This is a genomic window from Acinetobacter seohaensis (assembly GCF_056431365.1).
In genome coordinates, this window is the sequence record NZ_JBWKMK010000116.1 from 1 (window position 1) to 11,144 (window position 11,144).

8 protein-coding genes and 3 pseudogenes are annotated in these 11,144 nt (G+C 36.4%); 9 read left to right on the forward strand and 2 right to left on the reverse strand.

Annotation, left to right across the window (positions count from 1 at the left end; genetic code table 11):
• Both AC07E5_RS10460 and AC07E5_RS10465 read left to right on the forward strand, forming a co-directional pair.
• A pseudogene (locus tag AC07E5_RS10460) lies at positions 1-160 on the forward strand (IS30 family transposase); the annotation flags it as partial.
• A gap of 1,019 nt (positions 161-1,179) precedes the next feature.
• Positions 1,180-1,932 (forward strand): TorF family putative porin, encoded by a 753-nt coding sequence (locus AC07E5_RS10465; protein ID WP_026438393.1) that lies wholly within the window; start codon positions 1,180-1,182, stop codon positions 1,930-1,932.
• 154 nt (positions 1,933-2,086) lie between these two features.
• Here AC07E5_RS10465 and AC07E5_RS10470 read toward each other — a convergent pair.
• A pseudogene (locus AC07E5_RS10470) lies at positions 2,087-2,737 on the reverse strand (ATP-binding protein); the annotation flags it as partial.
• A 156-nt stretch (positions 2,738-2,893) separates the two neighbouring features.
• On the opposite strand from AC07E5_RS10470, the gene AC07E5_RS10475 reads away from it, so the two are divergent.
• From AC07E5_RS10475 to AC07E5_RS10495, 5 genes are read left to right on the forward strand one after another with little or no spacing between them, the layout of a single operon-like run.
• Positions 2,894-3,604, forward strand: coding sequence for a TnsA endonuclease N-terminal domain-containing protein (locus tag AC07E5_RS10475; RefSeq protein WP_498625414.1), 711 nt, complete (start codon positions 2,894-2,896; stop codon positions 3,602-3,604).
• Entirely contained in the window at positions 3,605-5,515 is a 1,911-nt protein-coding gene (locus AC07E5_RS10480; RefSeq protein ID WP_498625416.1) for a TnsB C-terminal domain-containing protein, read from the forward strand.
• A 4-nt stretch (positions 5,516-5,519) separates the two neighbouring features.
• Complete coding sequence (locus tag AC07E5_RS10485) at positions 5,520-6,440, forward strand: TniB family NTP-binding protein (protein WP_180073023.1); 921 nt, start codon at positions 5,520-5,522, stop codon at positions 6,438-6,440.
• Positions 6,441-6,469: 29 nt separating this feature from the next.
• A complete protein-coding gene (locus AC07E5_RS10490; protein ID WP_180073021.1) occupies positions 6,470-7,585 on the forward strand; it encodes a TniQ family protein in 1,116 nt (371 codons plus the stop codon).
• Positions 7,578-9,023, forward strand: coding sequence for a transposase (locus AC07E5_RS10495; RefSeq protein ID WP_498625417.1), 1,446 nt, complete (start codon positions 7,578-7,580; stop codon positions 9,021-9,023). The genes AC07E5_RS10490 and AC07E5_RS10495 overlap by 8 nt, the downstream gene beginning before the upstream one ends.
• Positions 9,024-9,621: 598 nt before the next feature.
• On the opposite strand, the gene AC07E5_RS10500 is transcribed toward AC07E5_RS10495, so the two are convergent.
• Positions 9,622-10,596 (reverse strand): LysR family transcriptional regulator ArgP, encoded by a 975-nt coding sequence (locus AC07E5_RS10500; protein ID WP_279676155.1) that lies wholly within the window; start codon positions 10,594-10,596, stop codon positions 9,622-9,624.
• Positions 10,597-10,715: 119 nt separating this feature from the next.
• On the opposite strand from AC07E5_RS10500, the gene AC07E5_RS10505 reads away from it, so the two are divergent.
• Both AC07E5_RS10505 and AC07E5_RS10510 read left to right on the forward strand, forming a co-directional pair.
• Positions 10,716-11,063 (forward strand): hypothetical protein, encoded by a 348-nt coding sequence (locus AC07E5_RS10505; RefSeq protein WP_498625419.1) that lies wholly within the window; start codon positions 10,716-10,718, stop codon positions 11,061-11,063.
• Positions 11,064-11,080: 17 nt separating this feature from the next.
• Positions 11,081-11,144 (forward strand): annotated as a pseudogene (locus tag AC07E5_RS10510) (helix-turn-helix domain-containing protein); the annotation flags it as partial.

The following is an 11,144-nucleotide window of genomic DNA, read 5'->3' on the forward strand; positions in this document are numbered from 1 at the left end:
CCGGCAATATCTGCCAAAATCATCATCGTTTGATGACGTGTCAAACGAACAAATAGAGCAGATAGAATTTGCACTCAACCATCGTCCTAGAAAAACCCTAGGTTGGTATACACCGAGTGAAGTTATGGCTGGTTTTTATACTGTTGCACTTGCCGCTTGAATCCGCCAATTTTTAAAAGTTTAATAATTATTTTAATTTTTAGTAAAAACATAAACATAATTTTAAATGAGCTGAACAGCTAGAATGGATGACTTGGGAGCAATGCTTTAAGTTTTTTGTAAATTTTAGCCATAAAATCATCTTTGTTTAATATTTCAGCAGTTTAAGTTAATAGTTTATGGCGAAATAAGTAAGTAAAAACCTAAAATTTTATGTTTATTTCATCTTGTTAAGTATTTCTTCAAAAGTGCGGTTTTAAATTTAAGAATAGATAAGGTTGTATATTTTGGTTTTTACTTGAACTAAAAGTATAAAAAATAGAATGGTGTTGATGGGGTAACTAATAGTTTTTAGCTATGAGGTGTTTCATGTGAAATACGGTGTTTTATTTGTGCTGTTTTTGATGAATTTGACCCAGTAAGCATTTCTCTTTTTGCTAAATTTTTAAGTGTAATAACTTCAGAAGATATTGCATCGACCTGTCACAATGCTGCTGAAATCTCACATTGGCTATTCGGTTTAACAATTTGAATGATATGCATGTTCTTGGTGCAAAAAAATTATTCGTATTCAAACAATATTTTTCTAGGCCAAACATGCTGTTCGCCCTTAATGGGAAAGGGGCTGTAAGCATATGAGTAATGACTTTGTCCCAGTTTTTAGTATATGCAAAGATGTGCGAATAAATGTTATTGCACTTTTTTAGGCAGTTTAAATTTGAGTTCTAAGTCAGGTACATCAAAAATGTTGCAATGTATTCTGTATTTACACGGTAAATATGACTTATACATCTATGTAAAAAGAATGAACAAAAGTGAGTTGTAGGCCATAGCGATGAAAATAAGAAATTTATTAATTTAAAAATAAATATAAATAACAATCATTTAGATGTGGTTGTGAGCCTATTCTGAGTATGGAAAATCTTGTTTTTTTGAATGTTGGCACACGGTTTGCAATCCTCCATGTGAGTTAAACAACAATAGACACAAGCATCTCATCAGATGCAGGGGGAATCTAAAATGAAATTCGTACTTCAAACACTTTCTTTGGCGATGTTCGCAGCCACATCAAGTCTCAGCTTTGCTGCAGAAAATGCGACAGGCATGTCGTTTAGCGGGACAGCAGCCTTAACCAGTGATTATCGCTATCGTGGTTTAACTCAAACCTTTAATGATCCCGCAGTGCAAGCAGGTTTTGCTCTCAGCCATGATTCTGGCGTGTATGCAGGCGTGTGGGGTTCCAATGTCGATTTTGGTGGTACGGCACATTTAGAGCTTGACCCTTATATGGGCTATACCACAAGCCTAGATTATTTTGCCAGCAAACCCATTTTGGATGTGGGTTTTTGGTATTACGCCTACCCAAGTGAGAGCGATTTAAACTGGCTCGAAGCTTATGCAAAATTAGGTTTTAGTGATGTTTTGTTTAAAGATGCCAGCTTATTAACAGCCATTAACTACAGTAATGATTTCTTAGGTGGTGACACCGATGCTTGGTATTTCAATGCCACTTATACCGCACCCATTGGAAGTACCGGCTTTTCTGGGGTTGCTGGATTAGGTTACACCCAAGCAGATGACTTTGATTTTGGCGGTGGAAAAGACAGCTATGTAGATTGGAAAGTCGGTGTAAGCTATAACTTTGCTTCAGTTGAAGGTTTATCTGCTGAATTGGCTGCTGTAGGAACTGATATTGATACCGATGGTTTTTCGCATGCGGCAAAGCGTGGCGTTGAAACAGGAGCTGTATTTACTTTAACTAAAGCCTTCTAAAGATACGGTTACGACGATAAATAAAAGCTCCAGTTAGGAGTGAAACTTAAAACAATAAAAACAACTCGCCCATTGTACAGGCATGGCAATGGGCTATTTTCATCTCTTAGACTTTTAATCAGATTCTTAATCGAACTCTTAATTAGACTTTCAATCAGGCTTCATGGGCACGATAAGACAGTGCTTCACTCAAATGTGGACTTTGAATCTGTTCACTTTGGGCTAAATCTGCAATGGTGCGTGCCACTCGTAACACCCGATGATACGCACGTGCCGATAAGTTCAAACGCTGCTGCGCAATGGCTAAAATATTTTGCGCAGTATCATCTAAATGTGCAAATTGCTCTAATTGTTTGGGACTGAGCGCCATGTTTAAACACTCTTGGCGTTGCAATTGTCGTGTATATGCTTGAATGACACGGCTTCGCACGGTTTCAGAATTTTCCACTGGTCGGGTGTCCTGTAATTCATGTGCTTGCAGAGGTGGTACATCAATGTGTAAGTCGATACGATCCAATAACGGCCCTGAAATACGGTTTTGATAGCGTTTAATACTTTCTGCAGAACACTGACAGCGCACATCTTGATTAAAAGCATAACCACAAGGGCAGGGATTCATGGCAGCAATCAGTTGAAAGTTGGCTGGAAAGGTAATTTGCCGAGAGGCGCGGGAAATCACAATTTCTTTGGACTCTAAAGGTTGGCGCAGCACTTCTAACACTTTTTTATCAAATTCAGGCAATTCATCTAAAAATAAAACGCCTAAATGCGCCAAGGTAATTTCACCGGGTTTGGGATATGAGCCTCTGTCATTTACAGCAATAGAATAGAGTGGCATTATAGATAATCAATAGGTTGTCACTCTAATTTCACACAATTAAACTAGATTATTTACATAAATAGATAAGAGTGGCTTGCAAAATTACATTAATAGGCACGAGTGCCTGAATGGTGAATTTTTATGAAAAAATTGAGTGATGAATACTTATCTGTTAGAAAAGCTCAAACTGTTTATGGGAGTATTTCTGGAAATTATGCCTTTCGAGGTGAAAAAACAATATGGTTTGAATCGACTCTTGAGCGTGATTTCATACTTAAGCAAGAATTTAATAACAATGTGATTGATATTATAGGTCAACCTGTAGTTATCCCCTACATCACTGAATTGGGTAATCAATCAACCTACACCCCTGACTTTTTAGTGCAGTTTTCAAGCTCGAATTGTGAAGATTCTGAGGATTTTCCAGTACCAATGCTCATCGAAATTAAGCCTAAGAAAAAGCTTGTTGAGGACTGGGATAAGTTAAAACCAAAATTTAGAGCAGCTCATCGTTTTGCTGCTGATAAAGGATGGAAGTTCAAAATTATCAGTGAAACAAGATTATATGATCATTATTGGGAAAATATTAATTTCTTAAAAAAATTTAGACACTCTCATGTCGATGCCGTTGATCAACAATTATTACTCGATACTCTGCAAAAATTAGGTCAATCAACAATTAATCAATTACCTGCCCATATTTTTAAAGATAAAACCAATGTTTTAAAAGGGATTCACCAAGTTTGGGCATTAGTGGCAAAGCGAATAGTTACTTGTGATTTGTATTGTCCTTTAACTGCTGAAACAGTGATATGGGTGAACCAAAATGATGCATTTGCGAGGAATATCTAAATGATTGAATCTAATGTTGTCAATATCGATCGTAGTCGTATCACGCTTAAACCCAATGTGGTTGTCGGTTATGAGGGGCAACCCTATAAAATTGTGAATGTTTTAAATGCCAATGACATTGTTATATCAAGTCTTGATTCGGTACGTAGTCTACAGGTCAATGCTAGAAGTTTGACCGTTTTTAATGGGGAAAATACGCTAACTGAGAGTTTGAATAAGGGGGATCATGATATTAGTAATGAAGCTTGGCAGATTGCTTTACAACGTTATGAGATTATTAAGCCTTTGATTGAGTATTCAACGACTGAACTGGTCGAAAATAGGGCGAATGAATATGATGTGAATCGTTCAACATTGTGGAAATGGCTTAAAGACTATCGGGAAAATAATTCTCTAATGGCGTTGATTCCCAAAAAAAGAGGTTGGACAACTGAAAAATCAAGGTTGTCACCTCAAGTGAGCAATATCATTAAACAAGCTATCAATGATGAATATTTGAATGCGAAGAAACCTAGTATTTCCAAAACGATTGAAATTGTAAAAGCAGAGTGTTCTCGGCTTCAACTTGAAGCACCGCATGAAAACTCTATTCGTAGAAGAATTGAGGCTTTAAATGATTACCAAGTAACGAAAGCACGTCTTGGATCAAAAGCTGCAATAGATAAATTTAAGGCTGCTGCGGGTTCATTTCCAAATGCTGATTACCCTTTGGCATATGTGCAGATTGATCATACTCCTCTAGATATTGAAATCGTGGACGATGAGTTTAGAGAAGCGATTGGAAAACCTCACTTAACCTTGGCAATCGATGTTTTCAGTCGGATGATTGTTGGATATTACCTATCACTAGAAGCACCAAGTACGACTTCAGTGGCGATGTGTATAGCATCTTGTATTTTGTCAAAAAAACGCAAGTTGATCGAACTAGATATTGATGCTGAATGGCAGGTCGAAGGGATCATGGACTCGGTGCATACAGATAATGGACCTGATTTTAGAACCAATCACATCAGTAAAGCATGTCTAAAGTATGGGATTCATTGGGAATACCGACCAATTGGTGGGGCAAGGTTTGGTGGTCACATCGAGCGTATGCTTGGTATCGTCAATCTTGAAATGCATGTCTTGGATGGTACAACTTTTTCAAATGTGCAGCAGCGTGGAACTTATGATTCCGCTAAACAAGCTTGCATGACATTAAAAGAGCTTGAATACTATATCGTTTATTGGATTACTAAAGTTTATCACCAGAAGAAACATTCCGCTTTAGGAACATCCCCAATAGTTAAATGGGAAGAAGGTGTTTGGGGAACGAGGATGACAGCAGGTACAGGGTTGAAAGAACGTGTATCAGATGAAGATACCTTGTTTATTGATTTTCTACCTGAATTTGAAGCGACCATTCAGCGTACAGGGGTACAAAAAGATAACTTATTCTATTTTGCCGACTGTTTAAGACAATGGGTTAATTCTATTGATCCAGAGGATAATAATCGAAAGCGTAAAAGAAAATTCTTGTTTAAACGTGATCCGAGGGATATTTCACAGATTTGGTTTTATGAGCCATTTTCTAATACCTATTTTAAAGTACCTACTGCAAAGCGAGAGATACCACCGATTAGCTTATTTGAATATAAGCAGGTTCAGAACTATCTCAAAAGTGAGCGTCAGGATGTTCAGAATCAAGATGAGATTTACAAGGCGATTTTACATCTACGTGAACAGCTTAATCAGGCTCGAAGCTTGACTCGAAAGCAACGTCGCTCAAACCAAAGAAAAAAGGAAAATGAAAAAGCCATCACTCAGTTTTCCGAACAGAATCAGTCTAAAAAGGCTGTAGTTTCTGAAAGCATTCAGACAAGTGATGATTTGTGGAGTACTCCTTTAACTGCATTTGATGATTTAAGGTGAGGTAATGGAAAAATATGAACATCTTGCAGAGCATGTACTTGAAATCATGCAATTAAGTGATAGTGAACGAATTGAGACATTATTTACTGATAGATGGATTGGCTATAAGAAAGCGATTACCATCATGAATATATTGACTGATATTCTGAATCGCCCTAGGAAACTAAGATCAGAATGCTTGTTGATTGTTGGAGACTCCAATATGGGCAAAACAACCATCATCCATGAGTTTGCTAGACAGTATTATACAAAAACCGTAAGTGATGCCGATATGGATTTGTTGTCCGTGACCAAGCCTGTTTTGCCGATACTTGCTCCAGCAAAAGCGAATGTTAAAGAACTCTATATTAATATTTTAAATCATTTCTTTGTGCCATTTCGGGCAAGTGATCCTGAAGCCAAATTACGAAATCAAGCTGTACACTTGATGCGTAAGTATGAAACAAAAATGTTGATTATCGATGAAATTCATAATTGTCTGACAGGTTCAGCCAAATTGCTTCCCGAAGTCATGAATACGCTCAAGAACCTCAGTAATGAATTGAGTCTGAATATCGTAGGTGTCGGTACTCGTGAAGCAATCACCATACTGCATACTGATCCGCAATATGCCAGTCGCTTTGATGTGGTGAATTTACCCAAATGGGAACTCAATCAAGATTTTTTAAGATTATTAGTGAGCTATGTTCGACTATTGCCGTTAAAAAAACAGTCTAATCTTGCATCCAAAGAGATTGCTACGTTGATTTTTGAAGTGTCAGGTGGAAATCTGGGGGATTTAAATCGATTATTGGTGGAGTGTGCTAAAGAAGCCATTTTACAAGGTGATGAAGAAATTACCTATGACATCGTACATAAGTTTAAATGGCTTAAACCTACGGAGGGTTTAAGAAATATTAGAAATATAAATCTCAGCCTGAGTTAATTTTGCTAAATCATTATAGGGAGGTAGAGATGAGTCAACCTGAACAATGTTGGTATATCAGAACTCCCATTCAGCAAGGGGAAGTATTTTCATCGTGGTTGATTCGTTCCGCCTTAGATGTAGGTTGCTCACCTATGGTTCTCATTGAGGCTTTATGGGGGAAATGGAGAGCTTTAACGATTGATTTAGACAAAGGAGTAGATGCAGAAAGGTTCGATGCTCTGTTATCTCATAGTATGGAGTCAAAACAGAATATACAGCAATCGATGTTGAGTAGCGTCGTTTCTCAGATACAGCCAAATTATGATCCAAATCAAAATATCCCTTGGGTTTTATCCTTGGGCACACGAAACCGCTCAAATACATCAGGTCGGCAAGTGTGTGTTGAATGCTTGAAAAGTCATGAAAATCCGCCTTATTTGCGTTTAATGTGGCGTATGGGGTGGCATTGTAGTTGTGTTGAGCATCAGTTAAGTTTAATTGACCATTGCCCTGAATGTGGTGTGACGATCCAACCATTTAAAGCCGATATGGAACATGGTTGTTTAGCGATCTGTACGACATGTGGTTTTGATTTAAGGCGTTGTGAGGAAAGCAAAAACATCAATTTAAATGCTTTAAACTTCCAAAATAAAGCAGAGCAAGTCTTAAAACAAAAATTTGGTTTTTATAATCAATCCTCAGTGACTTCTCAAGTATGGTTTGAAATTGCTCGAGCATGGCTTAGTGAGATCAGATTTTTGGTCAATACGCCCAATAAAAATGTGATTCAATTATTTGAAAGTTTTGACGTAAATTTACATCTTCCAAAACCAATTACTCCTTTGGCATTTGAATATCTGAATACTCAGGAGCGAATAGTTTTGCTTTCAATATTGGATCAGATTATGGATATTCCATGTAATTTACTAATACAGCGTTCAAAGGAATACGGAATTAGTCATGCAAACTTTTGGGATAAGCGTAAGAAGCTGCCTGTTCAGCTCCAACAGATGAAAGATTTAATGATTAAGCCTACAAGACATTATCCTGTCTCTCGTGCAGCAATAACTGTTACTAAGCCAAAATCTAAAGCAAGTGTACAACGCCAATGGTTAAATTTATTAAGAAGAAGCAATAATAGTGGAGCGAGGTATATTGACTGAAAATGTTATTGAACATGACTGTCATGGATGCAACCAGTCTGTTTCTTTCATAAAAAAACGATATAAAGGCAAGAAATATTGTTCGACTTGTTATGCTCGTATCTTTAAAAAACGATTATGCCCAAGTTGTGGTGACTTTGCCCGACTCCCTAGAGATGATGAACAAGCCATTTGTAACGAATGTATTAAGAAACAACCCTGTATTCGATGTAATCAGACAAATAAACCAATAGGTAAGCTGACCGAATATGGTGTGGTGTGTAATAGTTGTTCCGTGTATTTTAGACCCATTGAGCCTTGTGAACGATGTGGTACGCCATCACAAAAATTGACCCGAATTTCACGATTTAATGATGATCTACGGGTATGCCCAAAATGTGCGACACGAGATTATGAGACATGTCCATCGTGCCAGAAACATCGCTTATTGGAGTCTGATGCATCAGGACAAAGAACGTGTAAAAAATGTAGAGATAAGCCTCAGAAATCCTGTAAAGCATGTCATTGTATGATTGCAGCAGGTTGTGCTGATTTATGCGATGATTGTTATTGGCATCAAAATTTATGGAATAAATTTGATCAAAATCAGAAAGTATTTGAGTCTAGCTACTTAAAACAGCAGTATGAAAACTATACAGGCTGGTTAGAAAAGAAAGTGGGATCACATAAAGCCGCATTATATATAAATAAACATACCCATTTCTTTATGAAAACCGAAATAGATTGGAATCAATCTATGCCTACAACAAAGCAGTTATTAGCAAGGTTACGAAGTAGTGGGCTTAGAAAATTTGAATTGGTGATGCAATGGCTTGAAGAGGTGCATGACATTCGAATAGATATGGATAACAAAAAAAGTTGTTCAGAACGAGATCAGATGGAAAAACTTGTGCAACGTATTTTTCAACCATCTTTGGCTTATGATGTTGTACTAGAATACAAGAATAAATTAGAAGAAAAAATCAAACGAGGTGAAACTTCAATACGTTCAGTGAGGTTGGCTGTAAAGCCTGCTGTGGCGTTGATGTTGTCAATAGAGGGAGAAAGTGCTCAATTACCAAATTTGGGGCATGTCAAAGCGTATCTGACTGATTATTCAGGTCAAGCTGCTGCACTCACTGGATTCATTAACTTTTTAAATGAAAATTACGGTACTTCCATTGATTATTTAAAATTGAAAAAATCCGATTTTTTAAAGACTAAACAAAAGAAAAAACTAGAAATGGAACTTGTTGCACTTACCCAAACTGATTTAAGTGACAGTGAACATATTCTAAGTTGGGTCAGAAATGGACTTAGATATTTTCACCAACTTCCTTACATTGATGCCCTAAAGATTAAAACGGAAATGATTACAGAAATAGAAGATGGTTATGATGTAAGATTTAATGGGCATTCATATTGGTTACCAAAACCCATAGAGCTTCAAAAAAAATAATTAGCCATTTGTTTTATCGGTAGAATCGTTATCAAAACATCTTTCTTAAATTTTGTAGGGGTAGAGAGTATGAATAGCACTCTAAAAATACTCTAATAGCCCTGTTTAATAGATAAATCAAACAAATAGGTAGCGATTTCATCTACTGTTGCTCCTACTTGGACATATATTCATATTTCATCTGTACATTTTTTTCTACTTTAGTGTTAAATAAGGCTACATAAAGTCGTGAAACATGAAAAATCCAATCGGTAGTGGTTGGGTTGTTTATTGTGTATTAAGTTATTGATTTATATTGGACATAATGGGTAATTTTGTATAGTGCATATTCTTGCACAAACCTACCATCTATTCCTATTCGTAGCCTACCAGTCATTCCTGTTCGTACCATACCAGTCATTTTTGTTCGCAATGAGCCACTTTAAATTAGAATAAATAATTTTTTCTAATTAATAACCTGATGATCACAGCTAGAATCTCTATAATTTAGATCCTATTATTTTCAGGGGGGATTACCGAAAGACTAGCATGATCATGTTATTGTGAAATAGAACCCTATCTATTGATCAATAGCTTAAAAAAGTTAGTAATTAAGATTTCACCTATGCAATCGTATTAATTGCTGCTTAGATGATCTCATTAAATGTCTAGTCAATCTATTAACAAGTTCTCCACTGTTTAACCAATAATGCCAATATAGAGGCACATCAATTTCTGTATTTGGTATTAGCTCAACAAGATTCCCATTTTTTAAATGCTGTTGTATTTGTAGTTCTGGAATCATTGCCCATCCGAGATTGGCTTCAGTAAAACGTACAAAGCCTTCAGAAGAAGGACAAAAATGGTATTTAAATCTTTTCTTAACGCCCAATGATTCTAAAAATCTATGTTGCAATATATCCTCTGGTCCAAATATCAAAGCAGGTGCATCAGCAATTGCATCTGGGGTTATACCATTTGGGAAATACTTGGCAATAAATTGAGGGGTTGCAACAGCTTTATATCTCATTGCTCCAAGTAATATACTTCTAGCTCCATCAATAGGATTTTTGACAGATCCAATGCAAGCGGTTACTTCTCCTGTACGCATAAAATTCAAACTCACTTCTTGATCTTCAGCTATTAGATTCAATAGTAAGTTATTTTCATTACAGAAGTCACTTACAGAACTAGCCCACCATGTGGCAAGGCTATCTGCATTTAATGCTATACGTAACCGTTTAAATGATTGCTCATCATTAAGAGTTGGGACGAAATTTTGAATATCCCATTCTAGCAAGCTTACTTTCTGAACATGACTTAATAATAATTTCCCTATCTCAGTAGGAATTGGTGGCGTCTCTCTTACCAAAACTGCATGACCTAATCTTGCCTCCAGTAATTTGACACGTTGAGAAACAGCTGATTGTGTTAAGCCCAGTGCTTTGGCTGCTTTTTCGAAACCTGCTTCCTCGATAACAGCATTAAAAGCAACAAGTAATTTATAGTCGAACATAAAATTTCCTAATACAACATAAGGAACTCTATTTTTACTTTTAGCTATGAATATTGATAATAAAATTAATGCAATCACAAAAAAATGGTTGTGTTTACTAAACAATAAGATTTTGTTTTTTTGATAATTCTTAAAGGTAAAAGTTCTCTAGCAGTAAAAGATAGCCATCGCCTTAATTATATTTTGGATAGAAAATTATGGAAAATTCAGCCCTCAAACGGTTTCCATTAGTAGATTTACGTAGCAGATCTAATGACGTCACCTTTGGTTTAAAATTAACGATTTATTTAATATTACTTGGTACAGGTGGTAGCTGTGCATTGAGTGGGAATATTTATCTAACGATGTGCGGAATAGTTTTACTTGGCGCAATGTTTGCTCATGGGGTTGAGCTTCAGCATCAAGTTCTCCATGGACAAGGATTTCATCACAGAAAATTGAATGAATTCGTTGGCATAGTACTTGGATTGCCTATGCTTGTTTCATATGCTGATTATCAATATAAGTTGACAAAAATAACTAATCATGCGAAAAAGTTTTTTTAGTTAACAGATGTTCACACATGCCTCGAATTGTTTCTGTACCACTTAGTTTAGAACAGCGAGAACGACTCATTTTTCTGGCCA

Coding starts and splice junctions, on each gene's coding strand:
- AC07E5_RS10465 (WP_026438393.1), top strand. CDS start 1,180: ATGAAATTCGTACTTCAAACACTTTCTTTGGCGATGTTCGCAGCCACA.
- AC07E5_RS10475 (WP_498625414.1), top strand. CDS start 2,894: ATGAAAAAATTGAGTGATGAATACTTATCTGTTAGAAAAGCTCAAACT.
- AC07E5_RS10480 (WP_498625416.1), top strand. CDS start 3,605: ATGATTGAATCTAATGTTGTCAATATCGATCGTAGTCGTATCACGCTT.
- AC07E5_RS10485 (WP_180073023.1), top strand. CDS start 5,520: ATGGAAAAATATGAACATCTTGCAGAGCATGTACTTGAAATCATGCAA.
- AC07E5_RS10490 (WP_180073021.1), top strand. CDS start 6,470: ATGAGTCAACCTGAACAATGTTGGTATATCAGAACTCCCATTCAGCAA.
- AC07E5_RS10505 (WP_498625419.1), top strand. CDS start 10,716: ATGGAAAATTCAGCCCTCAAACGGTTTCCATTAGTAGATTTACGTAGC.